The organism is Pseudomonas sp. 3HC3, from assembly GCF_044904505.1.
Taxonomy (GTDB): domain Bacteria; phylum Pseudomonadota; class Gammaproteobacteria; order Pseudomonadales; family Pseudomonadaceae; genus Aquipseudomonas; species Aquipseudomonas putida_Y.
In genome coordinates this window covers 18,412-44,147 of the sequence record NZ_JADDRH010000012.1, presented here as the reverse complement: position 1 = coordinate 44,147, position 25,736 = coordinate 18,412, and the positions used below count along the sequence as shown (strand labels likewise).

The window sequence follows — 25,736 nt, the reverse complement described above, 5'->3', positions numbered from 1 at the left end:
CAATGAAACACGTGGTTTTCGTCGACAGCACCGTAAGCGGCCTGCTGGCTTTTGAGGCAGCCAAACGGCTTGGCTGCCACGTCACCTTCATTCATCAGCGCGACGCCTCGTTCCTGACGATCTCGATCAAGGACGACACCTCCCGTCTCGAGCCTTACCTGCGATATGTGGATGCTTATTTGCGTATCGATAATCTGGAAGGCGGTGAATTCAGCCAGTTGTTGGCCAACCTGCACGCAGAGCGCCCTATTGACGCCCTGATCTCTACCTCTGAAGCAGCCATAGTACCGGTGGCGCGTGAGGCCCAGCGCATCGGCACCCTCTACCCGAGGTACGAAGCTCTGTGCGGGGCGGTATACAAGAGTCGACTGCGCGAAACGCTGCGGGCACACGGACTACGCTCTCCTGATTTTGAAGTACTAAGCGAGGAGCAACTGATCAATGGGGTCGTTCCGAGTTTGTCGCTGCCATTCGTTGTCAAGCCGACCCGAGGATTCGCCAAGCAGTTTTCCGCCATTTGCCATAGCCAGACCGACTTTGACGCCTTTCTCGCCGAACTGCGCCAGAGTCGCAAGGGTGCTGATCCTATGATCGACCACTTGGTAAGCCGCGACTATCTGGTCGAGCAATACATCGACGGTACATTGCATTCAGCGGAAGTCATCGTCCAGGACACCAAGGTCTCCTGCTTTGCGACCACCATCCGTTTCCGCGCCGACTATAGCGAAATATTAGAAATGACCGCGACCATGCCGTCAGGCCTTGACGCAGCACAGCGCGACGAGATCAAAGCATATGTGCAGGCAGTGTTCAGCGCTCTGGGGCTGGATGTTGGCCTTTATCATGTTGAACTGTTGCGCGATGCCAAAGGGCCCTGTCTAGTGGAGATCAACGCACGCATGATGGGTAGCGTAGCGCCGCAGATGTACCGGATGCTGACCGGCGTCGACCCGTTCGAACTGCTAGTCCGTCTGCACCTGGGCGAGCCCATTCTAATTGACGACTCAGTGCTTCAGCGCGCAGGCAGCGTCGTAACTGTCGCCTCCCGCAATGGCGGTCATATCGCCCACGACTACGACCCCGACACCCTACAGCCATTACTGGACAAGTACGCCATCCGGTTTTGCACCGCCCACGTTGCGCCTGGCCAGGCGGTAAACGTCTATAGCGGCAACATCGGCACAATTGGCCACGTCATCGTTGAGGACGACTGCCCCCACTCTGCGGCGAAAAAGGGCAATCGCTTCCTGCGCGAGCTGTCCTCACTTTACGGCCTTGAACTCGCGACTTATACCGGCGCCGAATTGGCTTAAACCTGACATGAACTGACAGCCCCCTGCAACGGACTGATTCGACTGATTAGGGAAGACATATGCACTCAGTAAATCCTTCTCCCGTGTTCGCTTTTTCCGGCAAGGCCGATACCCTGCAGCAACTGGCACCACTTCTGAGCACCGGGCAAGTGTTGCCCCTTCATCGATTCACCGTGGCACAGTGGCGGGAGGACTGGCAGGCAGTGATCGCGCACTGTCAGGCGTTCTTTGGCGATGAGCCGCTGATTGTACGATCCAGCTGCCTAGCCGAAGACCGCGACGGCCATTCCGGTGCAGGAATGTACGCGTCAGTTCTAGATGTGTGTGGCGGCCAGGCACTCGGCGAAGCCATCAAGACGGTGATCGCCTCCTACGGCCTAGCTCGCGAGCGCGATGAGGTGCTGGTGCAGCAGATGGCGAGAGGAGTATTGGCCAGCGGAGTGGCGATGACCCGTGATCCAGAGACGGGTTTGCCATATTACGTAGTTGACTATGTACCAGGTGCCAGTACTGACGGTGTCACTACCGGCAACGAGACTGTGCATGCTTTCGTCTCCCTTGGCAGCGAAGCGGCAAGCGAGCCTGCGGAATTACCAGGGCTGTTTGCTTTGCTCGAAGAGGTACAAGTTCTAACCGGGCGCGATGCCTTGGACATAGAGTTCGCGATCACTGTCGATGGCCCTCTGCTATTCCAAGTACGTCCCATGACCGCAGATGGGCCCCGTAGTGCCAGCGCACTTGCCGACGCCCAACTACGCAAAGTTTTGGAGCACGAGGTTTCCCAGCTCGAAGAGCTGATCTGCAAGCAACACCATCTGCGTCCTACGTCGACCGCCTTCCTTGGCCTTATGCCGGACTGGAACCCGGCGGAAATGATCGGTACCAAGCCGCGGGCGCTAGCCTACTCGCTATATAAGGAGCTGATCACTGACCTTAATTGGGCCTCTGCCAGATTCCGATACGGCTACCGGGATCTGCGGCGCAAACCGCTGATGTACCAGGTGGGTGGCTCTCCTTACATCTGCATTGCCCACAGCATCGAGTCATTCATCCCGGCCTCGGTACCTCAAGATGTTGCCGAGCGCGTAGTCGAACAGTGCGGCGAGTACTTGGCCATGCATCCTCATCTGCATGACAAGATCGAGTTCGCGATCATTCCTACTTGCTTCACGCCAGAGCTTACTAGCCCCGATGCCGCTGCCGCGCTGCCGGCGCTCCGGACTCTTAGTACCAAGCAGCACGAATGCTACTTGAACGAGCTACGCCAGTTGACCGAGCACATTATTTCCCCCAGCGGCCCGTTCTTCTCCGACCTGACACGTCTACCGAGTATTACTGACAAGGTGCAGAGTTTAATGGCGAGGCAACCTCGGGGCGAGTCCTTGCAACGTATGAGGAATGCTCTATCGGCGGCCAACGTGGTCGCTGAAGTATTCGCTGGCGCTGCCCGTGCAGCGTTCGTAGGTACCGCAATAATTAAATCGCTGGAAACAGCGGGGGTAGTATCTGCCGGTTTCATCGATCATGTGACCGGAGGGGTCAATAGTATCGGTCGCGAGATGGCCAACGATTTCCAGACTTTGCATAAGGACGATTTCCTAAAGCTCCACGGTCATGTCCGGCCGGGTACCTACGATATACGTGTGGCGCGCTACGACGAGACTCCGGAGAGTTATTTTGACTGGCAGCGCCCATTACAACGCCCCCCAAAATCTACGAACGGGCTAACTGTATCTCGGGCCCAGGTCAACGCCATGCAGCAAGCTTTCGACCAGTGCGGTCTTAACGTTTCCGCCGAGCAGTTCCTCCAATTTGCTCAAGCCGCTATTGCATCGCGCGAGAAGCTCAAATACCTCTATGCAGCGTTTGTTTCGGATGTGTTGCGCTCACTATGCGATTGGGGTGAGGTACATGGTCTTGACCGCGACCAACTCAGCTTTGCGCAAATCACCGACTTTACCCGCGATTACGCCGACATTGATCGCAAACGTTTGCACCAAGCGATTGTCCACAACCGCTGCCGCTGGTATGAAACGCAGTTAGTCCGTACGCCAAGCATCATCTGTCAGCCGCAAGATCTATTCGGCCATCGAGTGCACTGGTGCAATCCCAACTTCATCACTCGAAGTGCCACTCATGCGCGGGTGGCCCATGTGCTTCCAGGGCAATTGGCACCGGACATAGAGGGTTGCATTGTCTTAATCGAAAACGCTGATCCGGGTTTTGATTGGATTTTTACCCACCGCATTGCTGGTTTCATCACCGCCTACGGAGGCGAGAACTCGCATATGTCGATCCGAGCGCGAGAGTTCGCCATTCCCGCAGCTATCGGCGTGGGCGATACTCGATTCAAAACCCTATTGGCGGCGACAAGCCTGCTGCTCGACTGCGCCGAGCGGCGTATACAGGTGCTGGCATGATTTTGGTTGGGCTGACCATGCTCAGGCAGTTCAACGCCGAACGCCAGGAATGGCGGGACGCGCTCGACCAGCGCTGGGTTGAATTTTTAGGCCAATGTGGGCTGACCCCGCTGTACCTTCCAAACGATCCGAGAGTCAGCATGGCGTTAGTCCAATCATTGCGCCCTCAGGGCCTCCTGCTTACTGGTGGAGGGAGTTGCCAGGCCCTCAGTGGGACAGCCGACACACGCGACGTCACTGAGAGGGTCTTGCTTGACCTTGCGGAAAATCTACGGCTTCCGGTGCTCGGTGTATGCCGCGGCATGCAGGTAATGTTGACGCGAGCTGGCGGCACTTTGGAACGCTTGGCCGGCCATGTAGGTGAGCACATGATCAACATGCAAGAACAACGGCGGCGAGTGAATTCCTATCATGAATACGGCTTTCGCGAGGCGCCCGACGGCTACCGCGTACTAGCCCTGGCCGACGACGGCGTGATCGAGGCTGTGTATGACGACCACCGTCGGCATACCGGGATCATGTGGCACCCCGAGCGAGAACTACCTGCCGATCCATTGGATATTCAACGTGTGCGACATGCCTTTGGAGCTTTTTCATGAAAGCCATCATTCTTGCTGCTGGTCGCGGGAGCCGCTTACAAGCCCTGACCGATGAACGCCCCAAGGCCTTGGTACCCTTTAACGGTGTGCCACTGCTACAGCGCGCGATTGAAACGCTCCGTCGATGCGATGTCAGCGAGGTTGGCATCGTTGCAGGCTATCGAAGCGAAATGCTTACACCATTCGCCGACACTTTGTTTCACAACCACCGCTGGCACAGCTCCGGTATTTTCAGCTCTCTAAATTGCGCCAGCGATTGGTTGAGCGCAGAGCCTTGCCTTGTTAGCTACGGTGACATCTTCTACGACAGCACCCTAGTATCCGAGCTAATTAACCATCCAGCCGATATTGTCCTGGGCTACGATCCCACTGCAGTGCGTCTCTGGCAGCAACGCTTCAACGATCCGCTAGCAGATCTGGAGAACTTCCGCTTAGTCGATGGATGGGTGAGCGCTATTGGGCAGACCGCTACCAGTCTTGAAGTCATTCAGGGCCAGTACATGGGCTTGTTCAAAGTCACGCCAGCGGGTTGGCAGGCGTTGACAAAGCAATTGCAAGGGCTCACGCCTCAGGCACGCGACCAAACTGACATGACATCGCTTTTAGGGACACTAGTCAGCGAAGGTTTTCCAGTCGCCGGCGTGGCGACGCACGCTCCCTGGGGAGAAATTGACTGCCCCAGCGACGTGGCACTATACGAGCGGATCTATCCTGACCGGTGATCTCGACAAAATTGTCGGTGCGACTAACCCTGACGGTAGATTCGAGGATCGCGGCGGGTAAATGGCTCAAGGTTTTTCAGGCTGCACCTGGTTGAAAACGCCTTCGCCCGGTTGAAGCACTAGCGGGCGGCCGCATCGCGCTTCGACAAGCTCAAGCGGAATTATGAAAGCGCAGTGGCCATGGCCTGCGCCTTTCTTTGGCTACCCATGTGAAACGGGAACAGCCCCTAACTCCGCACTTTACGCTTCTCATGGCGCTTGTGCTCTCCCATTTCCTGCTTCCAGGGACGTAAAATATACAGGCAGGGGCTGGGTCATTGCGTCAGAAGCCCCCTCGAACCTCTCCCCCACCCCGCTGTCCTACTCAGCACCACCCAGCCTGTAAACCACGACCTTCGCAGGTGGGTTTGCCTCCACGCTTGTGTCATCATGCTCCGACCGCCGGTGAGTCCTCCTATAAGCCTTTCTATGAACAAACCATACGCATTGCTGCTTGCATTCGCCCTGCTCCAGGGCTGCCAGAGCCTGGCCCCGCAAAAGGCCGAGCCTCCCGTTGCCGAAGCTGGCAAGGGGGAGGCGGAAAAGCCCGTGGTGTATGGCTCGTTCAAGCAGGACACACTCTATAGCCTGTTGGTGGCAGAGCTGGCCGGCCAGCGCAACCGTTTCGACATCGCCCTGGCCAACTACACCGATCAGGCGGCAAAAACCCAGGATCCTGGGGTTTCCGAGCGCGCCTACCGCATTGCCGAGTACCTCGGCGCCGACGAGCCGTCACTGGAGAATGCGCTGGTCTGGGCGCGCAACGACCCGCAGAACCTCGACGCACAGCGCGCCGCCGCCATCCAGCTGGCCCGCGCCGGTCGCTATGACGAGTCCATGACCTACATGGAAAAGGTACTGCAGGGCAAGGGCGACACCCACTTCGACTTCCTCGCCCTGTCTGCAGCCGAAACCGACCAGAGCACCCGCGACGGCCTGCTACATAGTTTCGAACGCCTGCTGGTGAAATACCCCGACAACGGCCAGCTGATATTCGGCAAGGCCTTGTTGCTGAACCAGGACGGCAAGACAGAAGAAGCCCTGGAACTGCTCGAGTCGCACCCGCCACAAAACGGCGAAGTCGCTCCGATCCTGCTGCGCGCCCGACTGCTGCAGGCCCTGGACCGTGGTCCGGAAGCCCTGCCACTGCTGCGTGGGGCAATTCGCGACAACCCGGACGACAAACGCCTGCGCCTGACCTACGCTCGCACCCTGGTCGAACAGGATCGTATCGCCGATGCCAAAGGCGAATTCATCAGCCTGGTCCAGCAATACCCCGATGATGACGAGTTGCGCTACTCGCTGGCGCTGGTGTGCCTTGAGAACAAAGACTGGGATGAAGCCGAAGGCTACTTGCAGGAACTGGTCGAGCGAGACAGCAACGTCGACGCCGCGCACCTGAACCTGGGCCGCATCCAAGAGGAGCGCCACGACCCTGCTGGCGCTCTGCGTGAATACGCCCTGGTCGGCCCAGGCCCAGACTACCTGCCGGCACAGCTGCGCCAGGCCGACATCCTGATCGCCAACGGCCGCGGCAGTGATGCCTCGCGCCTGCTCGCCGAAGCGCGCGAAGCACAGCCAGACTACGCCATCCAGCTATTCCTGATCGAATCGGAGAGCTATAGCAACAACAACAAGGACGCCCAGGCCAACCAGGTGCTGCAGCAAGCCATCCAGCGCTACCCGGACGACCTCAACCTGCTTTACACCCGCGCCATGCTGGCCGAAAAGCGCAACGATCTGGCGCAGATGGAAAAAGACCTGCGCGCCATCATCGCCCGCGAGCCAGAAAACGCCATGGCCCTGAACGCCCTGGGCTACACCCTGGCCGACCGAACCACCCGCTATGCCGAAGCCAAGGTGCTGATCGACAAGGCCCACCAACTTACCCCCGATGACCCGGCAGTGCTCGACAGCCTGGGTTGGGTCAACTATCGCTTGGGCAACCTCGACGTCGCTGAAACCTACCTGCGCCAGGCCTTTGCCAACTTCCCCGACCACGAAGTGGCCGCCCACCTGGGCGAAGTGCTGTGGGCCAACGGCAAGCGCCGCGAAGCTCGCCATGTATGGGCCAAGGGCTTCGAAGCCCAGGCCGACAGCCCTATCCTGCGCAAGACCCTTTTGCGCCTGACCGGATCCGAGACTCTTTAACGCCATGTTCCTGCGCCATTGCATCACCTTTACCTTGATCGCCCTGCTGGCCGGCTGTGCCGGCTTCGGTAGCCGAGAAGCCCTGCAGGGCCACGGCGACCCGCAACAGTGGCGCGCCCATAAAGAGCAACTGAGCAACCTTGATGGCTGGCAGATCAGCGGCAAGGTAGGCATCCGTGCCCCGCGCGACTCTGGCAGCGGCACGCTGTTCTGGCTGCAACGCCAGGACTACTATGACATTCGCCTGGCCGGCCCACTGGGTCGTGGCGCCGCACGCCTGACCGGCCGCCCGGGTGGCGTCGTGCTGGAGGTGGCCAACCAGGGCCGCTACGAAGCTGCCAGCCCTGAAGCGCTGCTGGAAGAGCAACTGGGCTGGCAACTGCCGGTGTCGCACCTTGTCTGGTGGGTTCGCGGCCTGCCCGCTCCCGACAGCAAGAGCAAGCTGACCCTGGACGGCGACAGCCGCCTGGCCAGCCTGGACCAGGATGGCTGGCAGGTGCAGTACCTGAGCTACACCGAACAGAACGGCTACTGGTTGCCCGAGCGCCTGAAGCTGCACGGCAAGGACCTGGACGTAACCCTGGTGGTCAAGGACTGGCAGCCACGCCAGCTGGGGCACTGATCCCATGCACAAGCTCACCCTGCCCGCCCCGGCCAAGCTCAACCTGTGGCTGCACATCATCGGCCGCCGCGCGGACGGTTACCACGAGCTGGAAACGGTGTTCCAGTTTCTCGACCACGGCGACGAACTGAGCTTCGCCCTGCGTGACGATGGCGTGATCCACTTACACACCGAGATCGAGGCAGTCCCCCACGACAGCAACCTGATCGTGCGGGCCGCGCGTATGTTGCAGGCGCAATCGGGCACCACCCTAGGTGCCGACATCTGGCTGACCAAGTTACTGCCCATGGGCGGTGGTATCGGCGGCGGCAGCTCGGACGCCGCGACCACCCTGCTGGCCCTCGCCCACCTGTGGCAACTGGACTGGGACGAAGACCGCCTGGCCGCACTGGGTCTGCGCCTGGGCGCCGATGTGCCGGTGTTCGTACGCGGCCACGCAGCGTTCGCGCAAGGTGTAGGGGAGCAACTGACCCCGGTCGACCCGATCGAACCCTGGTATGTCGTGCTGGTGCCGCAAGTGTCTGTCAGCACAGTAGAAATTTTTTCACATCCACAGTTGACACGTGATTCTCTCCCCCTTAAGATGCGCCCCGTTCCCGAGGGAAACAGTCGAAATGACTGCCAACCGGTGGTAGAGCAGAATTACCCTGAAGTTCGCAATGCGTTGAATTCACTGGGAAAGTTCACTGAGGCTCGACTAACCGGCACTGGAAGTTGTGTGTTTGGGGCCTTCCCAAGCAAAGCCGAAGCTGATAAAGTTCTGGCCCTTCTTTCAGCGACCCAAACAGGGTTTGTGGCGAAAGGAAGCAATATTTCGATGTTGCATCGCAAGCTGCAAAGTCTGGTCAAGAAGTCGAGCGCATGAGCGTTCGCAGCAACAGATACAGGGGCGTCGCCAAGCGGTAAGGCAGCAGGTTTTGATCCTGCCATGCGTTGGTTCGAATCCAGCCGCCCCTGCCATTTTCCTTATACTCATCCAGGTATACCCTCAGCCTTCAGGTACTGCGCGTGTCCAAGATGATGGTCTTTACGGGGAACGCTAACCCCGATCTGGCTCGGCGTGTCGTACGTCAGCTGCATATCCCTCTCGGTGACGTCTCTGTCGGTAAATTCTCCGACGGCGAGATCAGTACTGAGATCAATGAAAATGTTCGCGGTAAAGACGTTTTCATTATTCAGCCGACCTGCGCTCCGACCAACGATAACCTGATGGAACTGGTAGTGATGGCCGACGCCTTCCGCCGCTCCTCAGCATCCCGAATCACCGCCGTGATTCCTTACTTCGGATATGCCCGCCAGGACCGCCGTCCGCGTTCGGCACGTGTAGCCATCAGCGCCAAAGTCGTTGCTGACATGCTCACTGTCGTAGGTATCGACCGTGTACTCACCGTCGACCTGCACGCTGACCAGATCCAAGGCTTCTTCGATATCCCCGTCGACAACATCTACGGCTCGCCCGTACTGGTTGACGACATCGAAGACCAGCGTTTCGAGAACCTCATGATCGTTTCCCCGGACATCGGTGGTGTCGTGCGCGCACGCGCTGTCGCCAAGTCCCTGGGCGTCGATCTGGGTATCATCGACAAACGCCGCGAAAAGGCTAACCACTCCGAGGTTATGCACATCATCGGCGACGTCGAAGGGCGCACTTGCATCCTGGTAGACGACATGGTCGACACCGCCGGCACCCTGTGCCACGCGGCCAAAGCCCTGAAAGAGCACGGCGCTGCCAAGGTTTACGCCTACTGCACGCACCCTGTTTTGTCGGGCCGCGCGATCGAGAACATCGAGAAGTCGGTACTGGACGAGCTGGTGGTGACCAACACCGTTCCGCTGTCCGCCGCTGCTCAAGCCTGTGACCGTATCCGCCAGCTGGATATCGCACCGGTTGTCGCTGAAGCGGTACGCCGCATCAGCAACGAAGAATCGATCAGCGCGATGTTCCGCTAAGCGGGACACGTGTTGATGTGAAGCGCCCCGCCCCAACCTGTGTTGGGGCGGGGCTTTTTTGCCATCCCCGTTGGCGCTGGTCGCAAACGCCCTCGGGGGGCTATTTTGGAGAAACAAAATGACTGATTTTATTCTGAACGCCCAAGCGCGTACTGACCTGGGGAAAGGTGCGAGCCGCCGCCTGCGTCACTCGCTGAGCATCCCTGCCGTTGTCTACGGTGGTGATAAAGAAGCTCAATCCCTGACCATTCTGGCCAAGGAAATCACCAAGCTGTTCGAAAACGAAGCTGCCTTCAGCCACGTTATCGAGCTGAACGTTGACGGTGTTAAGCAGAACGTCATCATCAAGGCCATGCAGCGCCACCCAGCCAAGCAGTTCATCATGCACGCTGACTTCGTCCGCGTCGTTGCTGGCCAGAAACTGACCGCCAAGGTTCCGGTTCACTTCATCAACGAAGAAGCCCCGGCCAAGAAAGGCGGCGAGATCTCCCACGTTGAGTCCGAGATCGAAGTTTCCTGCGAAGCCAAAGACCTGCCTGAGTTCATCGAAGTTGACCTGGCCAACGCCGAAGTCGGCACCATCATCCACCTGTCGGACCTGAAAGCTCCGAAAGGCGTAGAGTTCGTCGCTCTGGCCCACGGTGATGACAAAGCTGTTGCCAACGTTCACGCTCCACGCGTTGCTCCAGAAGCAGAAGGCGCTGCCGAGTAATCCACTCGCACGCCGGCGTTGATCGGGTTACAGTGCCGCGCGCACTGTAACCCACCAACTCCAAGGAAGAGCCCCTGACGTGACCGCCATCCAGTTGATCGTCGGCCTGGGTAACCCCGGCCCCGAATACGAACAGACCCGGCATAACGCAGGGGCTCTTTTCGTTGAACGCATTGCCAGCGCCCAGCGTGTTTCGCTGACCGCTGACAAAAAGTATTTCGGCCTGACGGCTAAATTCAGCCATCAGGGCAACGACGTTCGTTTGTTGATCCCCACCACCTACATGAACCGCAGCGGCCAGTCCGTAGCGGCCTTGGCCAATTTCTTCCGCATCAAGCCGGAAGCGATACTGGTGGCACACGACGAACTCGATCTGCCCCCGGGCGTTGCCAAGCTCAAGCGCGGCGGCGGCCATGGTGGGCACAACGGCCTGCGCGACATCATCGCGCAGCTCGGTAACCAGAACGACTTCCACCGCCTGCGGCTTGGCATCGGCCACCCGGGTGACGCCAAACTGGTATCCAACTTCGTCCTGGGCCGCGCGCCGCGCGCCGAGCAGGAGAAGCTCGACGCCAGCATCGATTTTGCCCTCGGCGTGCTGCCGGACGTGCTCGCCGGCGATTTCGCCAAGGCGATGCGCGAGCTGCACAGCCAGAAGGCCTGATTTCCTTTAGAGAGGGGAATACCCATGGGTTTCAATTGCGGCATCGTCGGCCTGCCCAACGTCGGCAAGTCCACCCTGTTCAACGCCCTGACCAAGTCTGGCATCGCGGCGGAGAATTTCCCTTTCTGCACCATCGAGCCAAACAGCGGCATCGTACCTATGCCCGACGCTCGCCTGGCTGCGCTGGCTGAGATCGTCAAGCCAAACCGCATCCTGCCGACCACCATGGAGTTCGTCGACATCGCCGGCCTGGTTGCCGGTGCCTCGAAAGGCGAAGGCCTGGGCAACAAGTTCCTCGCCAACATCCGCGAGACCGACGCCATTGCCCACGTGGTGCGCTGCTTCGAAGACGAGAACGTGATCCACGTTTCCAACAGCGTCGACCCCAAGCGTGACATCGAGATCATCGACCTCGAACTGATCTTCGCCGACCTCGACAGCTGCGAAAAGCAACTGCAGAAGGTAGCCCGCAACGCCAAGGGCGGCGACAAGGAAGCCTTGGCGCAAAAGGCCATTCTGGAAAAGCTGATCCCGCACTTCACCGAAGGCAAGCCCGCGCGCAGCCTGATGAAGCACATGGCTGACGACGAAAAGGCCGTCATCCGTGGCTTCCACCTGCTGACCAGCAAGCCGGTGATGTACATCGCCAACGTGGCCGAAGACGGCTTCGACAACAACCCGCACCTGGACGTGGTCAAGGCCATTGCCGAGGAAGAAGGCGCGGTAGTGGTGCCGGTGTGCAACAAGATCGAAGCAGAAATCGCCGAGCTGGAAGACGGTGAAGAGAAGGACATGTTCCTCGAGGCCCTGGGCCTGGAAGAGCCTGGCCTGAACCGCGTGATCCGCGCCGGTTACGAGCTGCTGAACCTGCAGACCTACTTCACTGCCGGCGTGCAGGAAGTACGCGCCTGGACCGTTCGCGTCGGTGCCACTGCCCCGCAGGCAGCCGGCGTTATCCACACCGACTTCGAAAAAGGCTTCATCCGCGCTGAAGTGGTGGCCTATGACGACTTCATCCAGTTCAAGGGTGAAGCCGGTGCCAAGGAAGCCGGTAAGTGGCGTCTGGAAGGCAAGGATTACATCGTCAAAGACGGCGACGTGATGCACTTCCGCTTCAACGTCTAAGCGGTAGCCTGCAGCACACACAAACCCCTTGAGGCTTGCGCTTCAAGGGGTTTTGTTTTGCCCTGGCATGCGCGCCCTTTGCAGGGGCGGCCTTGTGTCGCTCTGGGCCGCAAAGCGGCCCTCGCCCCCAGCATCTAAGCTGAGGTTCAGCGCCCTTCTCGCCCAGAGCCGACACCATGCCCCAACCCACTCGTTCAGACTGGCAACGCTGGTTACCCGGCCTGGTCACCCTGCTCCACTACAAGGCAGCCTGGCTACCCAAGGACATCGCAGCCGGCCTGGTGCTCACCACCATGCTGGTGCCTGTGGGCATCGCCTACGCCGAGGCTTCCGGCGTCCCCGGCATCTATGGCCTGTACGCCACCATCATCCCCCTGCTGGCCTACGCCCTGTTCGGTCCCAGCCGCATCCTCGTGCTGGGCCCGGACTCGGCGCTGGCCGCGCCTATCCTGGCTGTGGTGGTGCAGTACGCCGCCAGCGACCCGCAGCGGGCGATCGCCATCGCCAGCATGATGGCACTGGTCGCCGGGGCGTTCTGTGTGATTGCCGGGCTGCTGCGCCTGGGCTTTATCACCGAGTTGCTGTCCAAGCCCATCCGCTATGGATACATGAACGGCATCGCCCTGACCGTACTGATCAGCCAGTTGCCCAAGCTGTTCGGCATCAAAGTCGACAGCGAAGGGCCCTTGCGCGACCTTTGGTACTTGGGCCAGGCGCTTTTCGCCGGCCAAGGGCACTGGCCAAGCTTCATCGTGGGTGCCGGTAGCCTGGGGCTGATTCTGCTGCTCAAACCGTTCAAGCGCCTGCCGGGCATCCTGATCGCCGTGGTACTGGCGACGCTGGCAGTGAGCCTGTTCAACCTTGATCAGGTGGGCGTCAAGGTACTCGGGCAATTGCCCCAGGGCCTGCCAAGCTTCGTGTTCCCCTGGGTTAGCGACATTGACCTGGTCGAGGTGCTACTGGGCGGGATTGCCGTGGCGCTGGTATCGTTCGCCGACACCAGTGTGCTGTCACGCTCCTATGCCGCGCGTCTCAAGATGCCGGTAAACCCCAACCAGGAAATGTTCGGCCTGGGCGTGGCCAACCTGGCCTCCGGACTATTCCAGGGCATCCCGATCAGCAGCAGTTCATCGCGCACCCCTGTGGCTGAAGCCGCCGGCTCGCAGACCCAGCTCACCGGCATCATCGGCGCCCTGGCGGTGATCCTGTTGCTGCTGGTAGCGCCCAATCTGATGCAGCACCTGCCCAACAGCGCTTTGGCTGCGGTGGTGATTGCCGCTGCACTGGGGCTGTTCGAATTTGCTGACCTCAAGCGTATCTTCCGCATGCAGCAGTGGGAGTTCTGGCTGTCGTTCACCTGCTTTGTCGGCGTGGCGGTGTTTGGCGCCATTCCCGGTATTGGCATTGCTGTGGCGGTGTCGGTGATCGAGTTCCTGTGGGACGGCTGGCGGCCGCACTACGCGGTGCTCGGCCGGGCCGATGGGCTGCGCGGATACCATGACATACAGCGTTATCCACAAGCCCGGCGTATTCCAGGGCTGGTGCTGCTGCGCTGGGACGCGCCGTTGTTCTTTGCCAACGCCGAACAATTCCAGAACACGGTGATGGCGGCGGTGGACGCGTCGCCAACGCCTGTGCAGCGGGTAGTGATTGCCGCTGAGCCCGTGACCAGCATCGATATCACTTCGGCGGACATGCTGGCCGAGTTGGACCGGGCACTGGAGGCGCGGGGGGTGGAGCTGCAGTTTGCCGAAATGAAGGACCCGGTGAAGGACAAGATGCGGCAGTTCGAGTTGTTCGAACCTATAGGGGAGAAAGCCTTTCATCCGACGGTGGGCGCAGCGGTGGATGCCTATCTGGAAGAGAGTGGGGTTGATTGGCAACCCTGAATTCCCTGGGAGCCGGGCTTAACCGCTAAGAAGCCCGCGCCGACTCCGAAGCCGGTCAATCCAGATCAACATGGCGCTGGCATACACCGATACCGCCAGAAACAGCGCCATTCGCACCGCAAACGCCTTGTACACATCCTGCCCGGCAGCACTGTCCTGCACCGACTGCCCCAGCAAGATCAGCATGGTCGTCAGGCAACTGACCCAGTACGCCGGGCCCTGCCGGCTCAGCACCGCCTGGTACAGGCGTCGAGCCTGCCAGAGGGCGAACAGGAGTACCCACAAGAAGAACATCCACAGGTGAACGAACAGGCTCAGCGCTACCCACAGCACTATCGCCAACACCCCGGCAAGCAAGGTTGAACCGATCAGCTCCCGGCTGGCGTGCCGCGCGCGGGTTTCGCCGGCTTGTTGCCCCACGCTCACGGCCTTCATGATCAACGGCATGTACTGGTCGGGGGCGATCAATGCCAGCAGAAAGGCCGGCATCACGATCAACGTGGCACGCAGCGCTACCCAGCTGACATGCTCACTGCCCAGCAGCGGCGGCACCGGCTGTGCTGGCGCATTGGCAGGTTCGGGGAACAACGTATGCGCCACCGACGTGCCCAGCACTGCCAGCAGCATGCCTTTGGCCAGCGCTTCGACCACCGACAATGCCAGGGTGAAGTCACTGGTGCCGGCAGCGGCGATCATGGTCAGGCCGATCACCAGCAGGTTGGCCAGCAGGCCGTTGCCGCCCTTCAGTGCATAGCGCAAGGTCAGGAAAACACCCACCCCGACCAGTAACACCCCGGCCAACGGAGCATGGCGCAACAGCGGAATCAGCAGCAACCCGCTGCCGCAAGCGAGCAGCACCAGTAGCGCCAGGGCCGGTGCCGCACGCAGGGGCAATGGCTGACTGCGCATGGCCAGTAACAGCACCGCGAACACCGGCGCCAGAATCGGCACCGGCAAGCCGATACCAAAGCTCACCGCCAGGCACAGCGCCACACCCCAGGCCAGGCGCAGTGCGCGCAAGCGGCGCAATTCAATAGGCATACGACAGCCAGCTCATCAGCCACATGAACAACCGGCCCAGCAGGTTCAGCGGGTTGCCTTCGCTGGGCAGGGCCATGACCTCGGCCTGACCACCGACCCGCAGCACGGTCTTGTCCTGAAGCTGGTCGCGCTCCAGCTCGACAATCACCGGGAAGCGCTGCGCCGAACGCAGCCATTCGCGGCTGTTCTTCACGGTCGGCAGCGTACCCGGCGGCGTGCTCTGCCCCACGCTAACGCCGTAGCCAATGCTGCGTATGCGCCCCTTCAACACGGTGCCAGGTAGCGCATCGAGCACCACCAGCACCGGGGTATCAGGGCGCAAGCGCCCGAGGTTGTTCTCGGTCATGTCGGCACTTATCCACACGTCATGGATACTGATCAGGGTCATCATCGGGCTGCCCGCCCCGACATAATGGCCAACGTCTGTGCGCAGATCGGTGATCAGCCCGTTCGCGTCAGCCCGCACCACGGTACGGGCAAGGTCCAGGCGCGCCTTTTCCACATTGGCCGCAGCGCTGCGCAGTTGGGCGTTGTCATCCTGTGCCCCGCCCTGCTGCTCACGGGCGCGCTCCACCTCAGCACGGGCCGCCGCCACTTGGCTGATGGCCTGGTCGCGGTTGGCCTGGGCGCCTTCCAGGCGGCGCACCGACACCGTACCGGGGTCTTCGTCAATCAACCGTTTAAGGCGCTCGGCGTCCTGCCGCGCCTTGCGCGCGTTGGCCTGGGCTGCCACCAACGCTGCCTGCGCTGAATCGATGCCGGCGGTACTGGCCCCAATCTGCCGGCGCACGGTATCGAGGTCGGCTTCGGCACGGGCCAGGGCAATGCGGTATTGCTCCTGATCGAGTTCGAACAGCACATCGCCCTGGCGCACCTCCTGGTTGTTGCCCACGGCCACACGCTTGATCTGCCCGGCCACTTCGGCGGCCACCGGGACCACGTAAGCCTGCAGGCGGGCTTGCTGGGTGTATGGCGTAAATCGGTCAGCCAGCAAGTACCAGAGCAGGCTGATGGCAATCAGCAGCAGCACCCAGCGCATGCCGCGATCCGGGGCTGACGGGGGCGGCGTTGGCGTGGCGTCGCTCATTCGGTTTCACCTTGTGCATGCGCGGTGGGGGCTGGCTCGTCGAGCAACTCGCCCCAGTCGGTGCGTTGTTGCATTTGTTGGCGGGTGGCTGGGTCGATCGGCGCGCGGCTGGCATCCCAACCACCACCCAGAGCCTTGTACAAGGTCACCAGGCTGCTGACCGCGTTGCCACGGCTGACCAGGTAACCGTCCTGTTGCTGCAACAGCAGTTGCTGAGCATCGAGCACCCGCTGAAAATCGGCGAAGCCTTCGCGGTATTGCGAGCTGGCCAGATTCAGCGAGCGTTGCGCAGCCTGAGAGGCCTGGTCGCGAATGGTTGCACTCTGCAGCGAGCGCACCAGCCCGCTGGCTGCATCGTCGGCCTCACGGGCGGCTTCGCGCACGCTCTGCTGGTACAGCTCGATCAGTTGCTGCAAGCGGGCATCTTCCACGCGTACGGTGTTCTTGCGCCGGCCATAGTCGAACGGGTTCCAGATCAGGCTTGGGCCAGCAGCCAGGTCGAAGGTGTCGGGCAGATGATTGGCCGATAAAAAGGTCCAGCCGATACTGCCGAGCAAGTTCAATTGTGGATAAAGATCGGCCTCGGCCACCCCGACCAGCGCCGACTGCGCTGCCACTGCCTGCTCGGCGGCGCGAATGTCCGGGCGGCGCTGCAGCAGGCTGGCAGGTACATCCTGCAACACTGCCCGCTCTGGCAAGGGCAGTTGGCCACGGCCGGCCTCCAGTTGCGGCAGCGGCCCGGGCGGGCGGCCGAGCAGCGAACACAGCACATTGCGCAGGGCGTTGAGCTGGTTCTCGAACTCGGGAATGGTGGCCAGAGTCGCCAGGTATTGAGTACGCGCCTGCTGCCAGTCGAGTTCGTCATTTTCGCCGTGGCGGAACAACCGCTCGGTGATCTCCAGGCTACGCGCCTGACGCTTGGCGTTCTCTTGTGCGATAGCCAGCCGCGCCTCGGCGGTACGCAGGGCAAAGTAGGTGTCGGCCACTTGCGCACGCAGCAGCAGCATGGCATCGGCGTAGTTGGCCTGGGAGGCGAAATAGACGGCATCGGCGCTTTCGATGGCGCGACTGAAACGGCCCCAGAAGTCAATTTCCCAGCCGATGTCGAAGCCCACGCTGGATTGCCAGAACACTGAATCACGGGCCGAAGGCGTACCAGACTGATTCTGCTTCAGGTACAGGCTCTGCGCACTCAGTTGCTGCAGCTGCGGATAACGCCCGGTCTGCACGATGGCCAACTGGGCACGAGCTTCAGCGATACGCAGGCCAGCCACGCGCAGGTTGGTGTTGTTGGTATCGGCCTCGGCTATCAGCGCATCCAGCGTCGGGTCGGCAAACACCGCCCACCACTGGCGCAGGTCGGGCGCCGCCGCGCTGCGCCCTGCCTGCTCCAGCATGGGCGTGCTCCAGCCGTCCAACCACGGCGTTTGGGGCTTCTCGAAATCCGGACCAACCTGAGTGCAACCGGCCAGCACCATCAGCAGCCCCAGGCCATAGCAGCGGTTGGGCATGGCTCAGGCGACGGGTGGTGCCGGTTGCTCCGGCACCTGCAGCGCAACCCATTGCCAGAACAGCACGTACGCCACGCCGAGGATTACCGGGCCGATGAACAAGCCGATGATGCCTTTGACCACCATGCCGCCCAATGCCCCGATCAGTACCACCGGCATCGGTACATCAACCCCGCGCCCCAGCAGCAGCGGCTTGAGCACATTGTCGGCAAGGCCGGCGACGAAGGTGTAGATGGCAAAAATGATGGTCGCCACGGTAAAACCTTCGACGTTGAACATATAGATGATCACCGGCACGGTAACCAGCGTCGCCGGGGCCTGTGCAATGCCCAGCATGAGGATGGCGATGGCCAGCATCCCGGCACCGGGAACCCCTTTGACGACAAAACCGACACCGATCAGCAACATCTGGATGAAGGCAATGCCGATCACCCCTTGCGCCACTGCGCGAATGGTGGCGGTGCACAGCTTGGCCAAGGGTTTACCGCGCTCTTCGCCTGATACCCGCATGGCGATACGCTGCGCAGCGATTTCACCGCGATCACCGAAGGCCATGATGACCCCGGAAATGATGATCGCGCCGATGAACAGCAGGAAGGCCCCACCGGCGCTGGCCGCAGCGCCCAGCACCGTTAGCCCGGCCCCCTTGATCTGGGGCATCCACTGGTTCAGTACACTGGCCATGTTTTCGGAGGCCGCCAACCACAGCGCATGCACCTTCGGCCCGATCAGTGGCCAGGTCGCCACGGAATCAGGCGGGACCGGCACGCTCCAGGCGCCGCTTTTGAGCAGCGTCACCAGGCTGTCCACCGATTCGCCGATGGACATCACCACCAGGTAGATAGGCACCAGCAGCACTACCAGAACCAATAGCACCAACAGCGTCGCCGCATAACCTTGCCTGAACCCGGTGCGGCGCTGGATGCGGCAATGCAGTGGGTACAAGGTGACCGCCAGAATCACCGCCCACAGCATCAACTCCAGGAACGGCTGGAACACCTGAAAGGCGAAGGTCACCAAGACTGCCACCAGGCCTGCCTTGATGAGCACATCGAGCAGGCCCCGCGACAGGGCGCTGTCCAGCTTGATACCTGGCTGCATGTTTGACCTCCGAACATTCAATGCGCCAGCAAGGCGCAATTCACTGATCCGTCCCAGAGCTTGCCTGCGTAAGGCTGTCGTCTCGCAGTTGCCGCGCCAAGGCCATCATTACCAGGGGCACCACCGCCATCGACAAGGTGATGGCCAGCACCAGCAGGTCGTGTACCGCTTGCGTGAGCACTTGGTGCTCCAGCGCCAGCTTGAACACCACGAAGGCGAACTCGCCCCCCGAAGCCAGCACCACACCCAGGCAGAGCGCCTGGGCCTGGTTGAGCCCACCCATCGTGCGCCCCAGGCCATACAACAAGGGCAGCTTGATGGCGACCAGCAGCAACGTCAGGCCCAACACCATCAGCGGCATGCCGAACAGCAGGCGCAGGTCGGCACTCATACCTACGCCAACGAAGAACAGTCCCAGCAACAGGCCTTTGATCGGCTCGATCTGGGTTTCCAGTTCGTGGCGAAACGGCGACTCAGCCATCAGCACGCCGGCCAGGAAGGCCCCCAGCGCCATCGACACACCCACATGCTCCATCAACCAGGCGGTGCCCAACACGACCAGCAAGGCCGTGGCGGTCGACAGTTCAGGCAGGCCCGAACCCACCGTCCACTTGAATATCGGGGTCAGCAGATAACGGCCAAAAACAATCAGCACACCAATGCCGACAACCACAGCCAACAAAGGCCAGGCACCTTCGTCAGCCGTACTGACATCGCCACCGAGCAGCGGCACCACGGCAATCAAGGGAATGGCGGCAATATCCTGGAACAGCAGGATGGCCACGGCCAGGCGGCCATGAGGTTTGCCAAGGTCCTTGCGCTCGGCCAGTACCTGCAAGCCAAAGGCGGTGGACGACAGTGCCAGGCCCAGACCCAGCACGATGGCGGCAGGTTTTGATTGGTCGAACAGCCAGAATGCCAGTAGCCCAAGCAGTACGGCGGTCAGCCCCACCTGCAAGCTGCCGACGCCAAATAGCGCCCGGCGCATGGTCCACAGTCGCCTTGGGGACAGCTCCAGGCCAATCACGAACAACAGCATGACCACGCCCATTTCCGACAGCCGCGCCACGTTGTCCGGGTTGCCAAGCAGGCCAAGCACCGACGGACCAATCAGGATGCCCGCCAACAAGTATCCCGGTACTGCGCCCATTTTCAGACGCTGCGCCAGCGGTACCAGAAGCACCACAGCCAAAAGGAATACCACCGTCGCCTGCAACAGGCTGCCGTCATGTGGCATGAACTCGTACCTTCGCAGCTCCCGGCAGGGAGGGGTTCAGAAGCGTTCTTCGACGAACTTGAACGGGTAGGCGACAGCCGTGTACTTGCCGATCTTGCCGCGTTTGGGCAGCTTCACGTGCTGGTCGCGGGTTATGTCTTTGTAAGGAATACGGCTGAGCAGATGGCTGATGATATTCAGTCGGGCGCGACGTTTGTCGTTGGAATTGGCCACGAACCAAGGTGCCCAAGCGGTATCCGATGCCTGGAACATATCGTCACGCGCTTGGGTGTAGTCATCCCAGCGGGTATACGACTTGAGGTCCATCGGCGATAACTTCCACAGCTTGCGGCCGTCGTTGATGCGGTCCTGCAGGCGCCGGGTCTGCTCATCGGCGCTGACTTCAAGCCAGTACTTGATGAGGATGATCCCCGAATCGACCATGACCCTCTCGAACACAGGTACACCGGTCAGAAACTTGTCCACTTGCTCGCCAGAGCAAAAGCCCATTACCCGCTCAACGCCCGCACGGTTGTACCAACTGCGATCAAAGATCACCACTTCACCCGCCGCTGGCAGATGGCCCAGGTAGCGCTGCAGGTACATCTGTGTCTTTTCCCGCTCGGTCGGTGCGGGCAGCGCCACTACACGAAACACCCGCGGACTGACACGCTCGGTAATGGCCTTGATGGTGCCGCCCTTGCCGGCGCCATCGCGGCCTTCGAAGACGATGCATACCTTCAGGCCCTTGGCGACCACCCACTCCTGTAGTTTCACCAACTCTACATGCAGGTTCTTGAGCGCTTTTTCGTAGGCCTTGCCGCCCAACTTTTCTGGTTGCTCCTGGGAGCGCTTCTTCCTGGACGGCTTCGACATGACACTCTCCTGAAGGCGAATGAAGAGTCAGTATGGTCGATTAATGCCAGTTTGCCGCTTCGCTTGCAGATTGATATGGGGGCTGTCGTGCAGCCCCAGGAGGCACTATTTGGCTAGCTTGTTATAGCTGGTCATCAGGTTGCGGTAGTCCGGGATATGGTTGGAAAACAGAGTACCCAGCCCTTCGATGTCGTTGCGCCAGTCACGGTGCAGTTCGCAGGCCACGCCGAACCAGGTCATCAGTTGCGCCCCGGCAGCCTCCATGCGTCGCCAGGCCGAGTCACGGGTCAGTTCGTTGAACGTGCCAGAGGCGTCGGTGACGACGAATACCTCGAAGCCCTCCTCCAATGCCGACAGGGCCGGGAAGGCCACGCATACTTCAGTGACCACACCAGCAATCAGCAGCTGCTTCTTGCCGGTGGCTTTTACCGCTTTGACGAAATCTTCGTTGTCCCAGGCGTTGATATTGCCCGGGCGCGCAATGTAGGGGGCATCAGGGAACTGCTCTTTCAGTTCCGGCACCAGCGGGCCGTTGGGGCCCGTCTCGAAACTGGTGGTGAGGATGGTCGGCAGCTTGAAGTATTTGGCCAGGTCAGACAGGGCCAACACGTTGTTCTTGAAGCGGTCGGGGTCGATGTCCCTTACCAGCGAGAGCAAGCCGGTTTGGTGGTCGACCAGCAGTACGGCTGCGTTGTTCTTGTCCAGACGCGTGTATTGGAAGGCCACGGTGGATCTCCTTGCTTCAGCGGGTTGGGAGTATCAGCGTAGGCAAGGATGGTGGGTGGGAGAGACCGTCAGTCGGCTTGCCTGTTCTGGCGTGCCCCCCATCACTTCACAAATTTCTGAACTGATTATTTGCCGACAGCGATTTTTCCCCTCGCCAACCGCCACCAGAATCGCTTCACCACAATCACAATAAACCGTGAGGCCACTCCCGTGGACCAGACACTTCAAGTGCGGCAAGCCGCCGCCGACCTCGTCGCGGCGTTCGCCAGCAACGACACCGCCCGCTATTTCGCCTGCTTCAGCGAAGACGCCACCTTTCTGTTCCACACCTTGGCGCATCCGCTGCTGTCGCGTCGCGCCTATGAAGAGCTCTGGGCCCAGTGGCAGGCCGAGGACTTTGCCGTGCTTGCCTGCGAGTCGGGGAACGCCCACGTAAGCCTGCACGGCGACGTGGCTATTTTCATGCACGATGTGGCCACGCGTATCCGCATCGGCGGTGAAGAGCACCCGTTGAGCGAGCGCGAGACCATTGTCTTCCGCCGCCATGGTGACCAGTGGCTGGCCTGCCACGAGCACCTGTCGGTCGTAACGCCGGCCTGATCACCCTTTACGCGGCGCTGCCGCCCTGCCATCGCACCCACAAAAAGGCCCGCGCACTGCGCAGGCTATAACAACCGCGCTGGAGCACCACCATGAGCCACTCGACCGGTATCGAGACCAACGGCGTCGAACAGATCCCCGCCGATCAACGCGACGCCTCCCCGCTAGACCTGTTCCGCCTGATCTTTGGCGGTGCCAATACCTTCGCTACCGCCGTACTGGGCAGCTTCCCGGTGCTTTTCGGGTTGTCATTCCAGGCGGGTGTGTGGGCGATTCTGCTCGGCGTTGGCATCGGCGCGCTGATCCTTGCACCGATGGGGCTGTTCGGTGCGCTTAACGGCACCAACAACGCCGTTTCATCAGGCGCGCACTTTGGCGTACACGGGCGCATCGTCGGCTCGTTTCTGTCGCTGCTCACGGCGGTGGCGTTTTTCTCGCTTTCGGTGTGGAGCTCGGGCGATGCATTGGTCGGTGGTGCCAAGCGCCTGGCCGGCCTGCCAGAGACCGACCTGACCCTGGGCCTGGCCTACGGCTTGTTCGCGGTGCTGGTACTGGTGGTATGCATCTTTGGCTTCCGCTTCATGCTGTGGGTCAACAAGATTGCCGTTTGGGCCTCGAGCCTGCTGTTCCTGCTGGGCATCGTCGCCTTTGCCGGGCCCTTCGATGCGGGCTACGCAGGCAGCGTCAACCTTGGCCAGGCAGGTTTCTGGGCTGCGTTCGTCGGCGCGGCGATCCTGGCCATGAGCAACCCTGTGTCGTTCGGTGCGTTTTTGGGTGACTGGTCACGCTATATCCCGCGTGAAACACCCAAGGCGCGCATCATGCTGGCCGTGATCGCGGCACAGGGGGCGACGCTGATTCCGTTCCTGTTCGGCCTGTGTACGGCCACCCTGGTCGCCACCCAGGCACCGGACTACATTGCCGCCAACAACTATGTCGGCGGCCTGCTGGCAGTTGCCCCTAGCTGGTTCTTCCTGCCGGTGTGCCTGATTGCGGTGATTGGCGGCATGTCCACCGGCACCACCGCGCTGTATGGCACCGGCCTGGACATGTCCAGCGTGTTCCCCCGCTTGCTCAGCCGTGCCGGCGCCACGCTGCTGATCGGCGTGCTGGCGATCGGCTTCATCTTCATCGGCCGCTTCACCTTCAACCTGGTGCAAAGCGTATCGACCTTTGCCGTGCTGATCATTACCTGCACCAGCCCGTGGATAGTGATCATGATCCTTGGCCTGATTACCCGCCGCGGCTTCTACCACGCCGATGACCTGCAGGTATTCACCCGCGGCCAGCGTGGTGGCCACTACTGGTTCCTGCACGGCTGGAACTGGCGCGGTATGGGGGCGTGGATCCCCAGCGCGTCGGTCGGCCTGTGCTTCGTCAACCTGCCGGGGCAGTTCGTCGGCCCACTGGGTGACCTGGCTGGCGGCATCGACCTGAGCCTGCCGGTCACGCTGGGGCTGGCTGGCGTGCTGTACCTGCTGTTGCTCAACCTGTTCCCTGAACCTGCTGGCGTGTATGGCCCCTCGGGCCCGCGATGGGTGCGTTGCAAAAACACCGCGCATACGCCTGTGACCACTGCCGAAATGGCCTGACTGGAAACCGACCATGACCACCTCCCACTATATCGCCGGCCATTGGGTCGAAGGCCAAGGCAGCGACTGCATCAGCGTCAACGACCCTGCGCTGGGGCAACCGTTCGCCGAGCTGATGGCCGCCAGCGTGACCCAGGTCGACCAGGCCGTCGCCGCTGCCCGCAACGCCCTGCCTGCCTGGAAAAACACCAGCGCCAGCGAACGTGCCGCCTTCCTGCGTGGTTTTGCCGAACAGCTCGGGCAGCGCCGTGAAGCGCTTGTTACCCTGCAGATGCGCAATAACGGCAAACCGCGTCACGAAGCGGAAATCGACCTGGATGACGCCATCGCGACCTTTGGCTATTACGCCGAGCAGGCCGAGCAACTGCCATCGAAGAACCGCACCGTGCCGCTGGCTGCGCCGGGTTTCACCGCCCGCACCCGCCTTGAACCAGTGGGCGTGGTCGGCCTGATCGTGCCGTGGAACTTCCCGTTGGTGACCAGCGCCTGGAAGCTTGCCCCGGCCCTGGCCGCCGGGTGCACCGTGGTGCTCAAACCTTCAGAGGTTACGCCGCTGATCGAGCAGGCCTACGGCCAGATCGCCGACGCCTTGGGCCTGCCGGCCGGGGTACTGAACATCGTCAACGGCAAGGCCGAGACCGGCGCCGCGCTAAGCAACCACAACGGCCTGGACAAGTTGTCGTTCACAGGTAGCAACAGCGTCGGCAGCCAGGTGATGCGCAGCGCTTCGGCGCAGTGCCGGCCGGTGACGCTGGAACTGGGCGGCAAGTCGGCCATCGTGGTGTTCGAGGATTGCGATGTCGACCAGGCGGTGGAATGGATTGTGGCCGGCATCAGCTGGAACGCAGGTCAGATGTGTTCGGCCACATCGCGGCTGCTGGTGCAGGACGGCATTGCCGATACATTGCTGCCGCGCTTGCAGGCGGCACTGGCAAACTTGCGGGTGGGTAATCCTTTGACCGAAGAGGTCGACATGGGCCCGCTGACCAGCCAGGCGCAGTGGCTGAAGGTGGCCAGCTACTTTGCCACGGCGCGGGAAGAAGGTTTGCAGTGCCTGGCGGGCGGCCATGCACTGGACCGTGAAGGCTGGTTCGTCAGCCCAACGCTGTATACCGATGTGCCGAAAGACAGCCGCCTATGGACCGAGGAAATCTTTGGCCCAGTGCTCTGCGCACGGCGCTTTACCACCGAGGAGCAGGCCATTGCCGAAGCCAATGACAGCCGCTTTGGGCTGGTCGCCACGGTGTGCTCCGCCGACCTGGAACGCGCTGAGCGCGTGGCCGATGCGCTGGAAGTTGGCCATGTGTGGATCAACTCGGTGCAGGCGGTGTTCGTCGAGACGTCATGGGGTGGCACCAAAGGCAGCGGGATCGGCCGTGAGCTGGGGCCTTGGGGGTTGTCAGCGTATCAGTCGGTCAAGCATGTGACGCGCTGCCTGGGCTGATATCGCAAGGGGCCGCGTTATGGCACCGGCTCTGCCGGTGTTCGCGGGTAAACCCGCTCCTACGGTGGTCTGTGTCCAACCCCCGGTGTGTCTCCACCACCAATCTATGGTAGGAGCGGGTTTACCCGCGAATACGGTAGTGGCGGCAACGGTGAACGGCGGGTGGAGATTGGCCAGCAGGGCCGGCCTCTTCGCGGGTAAACCCGCTCCTACACGGCGGCCTGTGTCCAACCCCCGAGGTGTGTCCACCACCAATCCGCGTAGGAGCGGGTTTACCCGCGAATACGGTAGTGGCGGCAACGGTGAACGGCGGGTGGAGATTGGCCAGCAGGGCCG

Annotated in this window: 22 protein-coding genes, 1 tRNA gene and 1 pseudogene; 17 read left to right on the top strand and 7 right to left on the bottom strand. The window is 61.3% G+C overall.

Annotated elements, in window-relative coordinates:
• Positions 1-2 precede the first annotated feature (2 nt).
• From INQ47_RS16865 to INQ47_RS16800, 14 genes and pseudogenes are all read left to right on the top strand, one after another.
• Positions 3-1,313, top strand: a complete 1,311-nt coding sequence (locus INQ47_RS16865) for an ATP-grasp domain-containing protein (RefSeq protein WP_404702143.1) — start codon at positions 3-5, stop codon at positions 1,311-1,313.
• 59 nt (positions 1,314-1,372) lie between these two features.
• Positions 1,373-3,733: a PEP/pyruvate-binding domain-containing protein gene (locus INQ47_RS16860; RefSeq protein ID WP_404702142.1), complete on the top strand. Its 2,361-nt coding sequence runs from the start codon at positions 1,373-1,375 to the stop codon at positions 3,731-3,733.
• On the top strand, positions 3,730-4,332 hold the full coding sequence (locus tag INQ47_RS16855) for a type 1 glutamine amidotransferase (protein WP_245354980.1): 603 nt from the start codon (positions 3,730-3,732) through the stop codon (positions 4,330-4,332). The genes INQ47_RS16860 and INQ47_RS16855 overlap by 4 nt, the downstream gene beginning before the upstream one ends.
• On the top strand, positions 4,329-5,054 hold the full coding sequence (locus INQ47_RS16850) for a phosphocholine cytidylyltransferase family protein (RefSeq protein WP_404702141.1): 726 nt from the start codon (positions 4,329-4,331) through the stop codon (positions 5,052-5,054). Before INQ47_RS16855 ends, INQ47_RS16850 begins: the two co-directional genes overlap by 4 nt.
• A gap of 81 nt (positions 5,055-5,135) precedes the next feature.
• Positions 5,136-5,267, top strand: a pseudogene (locus INQ47_RS16845) (IS5/IS1182 family transposase); the annotation flags it as partial.
• A gap of 255 nt (positions 5,268-5,522) precedes the next feature.
• Positions 5,523-7,244 carry a tetratricopeptide repeat protein gene (locus tag INQ47_RS16840; protein ID WP_209968041.1) on the top strand — a complete coding sequence of 574 codons (1,722 nt, stop codon included), beginning with the start codon at positions 5,523-5,525 and terminating at the stop codon, positions 7,242-7,244.
• Between the two features lie 4 nt (positions 7,245-7,248).
• The gene (lolB, locus tag INQ47_RS16835) at positions 7,249-7,866 is read left to right on the top strand and encodes a lipoprotein insertase outer membrane protein LolB (RefSeq protein ID WP_209968043.1); all 618 of its coding nucleotides are present in this window, start codon (positions 7,249-7,251) and stop codon (positions 7,864-7,866) included.
• 4 nt (positions 7,867-7,870) lie between these two features.
• A complete protein-coding gene (gene ispE / locus INQ47_RS16830) occupies positions 7,871-8,731 on the top strand; it encodes a 4-(cytidine 5'-diphospho)-2-C-methyl-D-erythritol kinase (protein ID WP_404702140.1) in 861 nt (286 codons plus the stop codon).
• Between the two features lie 20 nt (positions 8,732-8,751).
• Positions 8,752-8,826 (top strand) — tRNA-Gln (locus INQ47_RS16825).
• Between the two features lie 48 nt (positions 8,827-8,874).
• Entirely contained in the window at positions 8,875-9,816 is a 942-nt protein-coding gene (locus INQ47_RS16820) for a ribose-phosphate pyrophosphokinase (protein ID WP_003247410.1), read from the top strand.
• A gap of 118 nt (positions 9,817-9,934) precedes the next feature.
• Entirely contained in the window at positions 9,935-10,528 is a 594-nt protein-coding gene (locus INQ47_RS16815; RefSeq protein ID WP_209968047.1) for a 50S ribosomal protein L25/general stress protein Ctc, read from the top strand.
• Positions 10,529-10,607: 79 nt separating this feature from the next.
• Positions 10,608-11,192: an aminoacyl-tRNA hydrolase gene (pth, locus tag INQ47_RS16810; protein WP_012270476.1), complete on the top strand. Its 585-nt coding sequence runs from the start codon at positions 10,608-10,610 to the stop codon at positions 11,190-11,192.
• A 24-nt stretch (positions 11,193-11,216) separates the two neighbouring features.
• Positions 11,217-12,317: a redox-regulated ATPase YchF gene (gene ychF, locus INQ47_RS16805; RefSeq protein WP_021784760.1), complete on the top strand. Its 1,101-nt coding sequence runs from the start codon at positions 11,217-11,219 to the stop codon at positions 12,315-12,317.
• Positions 12,318-12,493: 176 nt separating this feature from the next.
• Entirely contained in the window at positions 12,494-14,206 is a 1,713-nt protein-coding gene (locus INQ47_RS16800; protein WP_404702139.1) for a SulP family inorganic anion transporter, read from the top strand.
• Between the two features lie 18 nt (positions 14,207-14,224).
• Here INQ47_RS16800 and INQ47_RS16795 read toward each other — a convergent pair whose 3' ends face one another.
• The 7 genes from INQ47_RS16795 to ycaC form a co-directional block, all read right to left on the bottom strand.
• Positions 14,225-15,247 (bottom strand): DUF2955 domain-containing protein, encoded by a 1,023-nt coding sequence (locus INQ47_RS16795; protein ID WP_392522961.1) that lies wholly within the window; start codon positions 15,245-15,247, stop codon positions 14,225-14,227.
• Positions 15,237-16,334 (bottom strand): HlyD family secretion protein, encoded by a 1,098-nt coding sequence (locus INQ47_RS16790; RefSeq protein WP_404702138.1) that lies wholly within the window; start codon positions 16,332-16,334, stop codon positions 15,237-15,239. The genes INQ47_RS16795 and INQ47_RS16790 overlap by 11 nt, the downstream gene beginning before the upstream one ends.
• Positions 16,331-17,845, bottom strand: a complete 1,515-nt coding sequence (locus INQ47_RS16785; protein WP_404702137.1) for an efflux transporter outer membrane subunit — start codon at positions 17,843-17,845, stop codon at positions 16,331-16,333. Before INQ47_RS16785 ends, INQ47_RS16790 begins: the two co-directional genes overlap by 4 nt.
• Before the next feature lie 3 nt (positions 17,846-17,848).
• Positions 17,849-18,946, bottom strand: coding sequence for an AI-2E family transporter (locus INQ47_RS16780; RefSeq protein WP_404702136.1), 1,098 nt, complete (start codon positions 18,944-18,946; stop codon positions 17,849-17,851).
• A gap of 40 nt (positions 18,947-18,986) precedes the next feature.
• Positions 18,987-20,183 carry a monovalent cation:proton antiporter-2 (CPA2) family protein gene (locus INQ47_RS16775; RefSeq protein ID WP_404702135.1) on the bottom strand — a complete coding sequence of 399 codons (1,197 nt, stop codon included), beginning with the start codon at positions 20,181-20,183 and terminating at the stop codon, positions 18,987-18,989.
• A gap of 36 nt (positions 20,184-20,219) precedes the next feature.
• On the bottom strand, positions 20,220-21,038 hold the full coding sequence (ppk2, locus tag INQ47_RS16770) for a polyphosphate kinase 2 (protein ID WP_252460271.1): 819 nt from the start codon (positions 21,036-21,038) through the stop codon (positions 20,220-20,222).
• A gap of 105 nt (positions 21,039-21,143) precedes the next feature.
• A complete protein-coding gene (ycaC, locus tag INQ47_RS16765) occupies positions 21,144-21,764 on the bottom strand; it encodes an isochorismate family cysteine hydrolase YcaC (protein ID WP_209968059.1) in 621 nt (206 codons plus the stop codon).
• Between the two features lie 210 nt (positions 21,765-21,974).
• Between ycaC and INQ47_RS16760 the strand changes: the two genes are divergently transcribed.
• From INQ47_RS16760 to INQ47_RS16750, 3 genes are all read left to right on the top strand, one after another.
• Entirely contained in the window at positions 21,975-22,364 is a 390-nt protein-coding gene (locus INQ47_RS16760; protein ID WP_252460272.1) for a nuclear transport factor 2 family protein, read from the top strand.
• Between the two features lie 92 nt (positions 22,365-22,456).
• On the top strand, positions 22,457-23,956 hold the full coding sequence (locus tag INQ47_RS16755) for a purine-cytosine permease family protein (RefSeq protein WP_404702134.1): 1,500 nt from the start codon (positions 22,457-22,459) through the stop codon (positions 23,954-23,956).
• 13 nt (positions 23,957-23,969) lie between these two features.
• Positions 23,970-25,400 carry an aldehyde dehydrogenase family protein gene (locus INQ47_RS16750; RefSeq protein WP_404702133.1) on the top strand — a complete coding sequence of 477 codons (1,431 nt, stop codon included), beginning with the start codon at positions 23,970-23,972 and terminating at the stop codon, positions 25,398-25,400.
• Positions 25,401-25,736 lie beyond the last annotated feature (336 nt).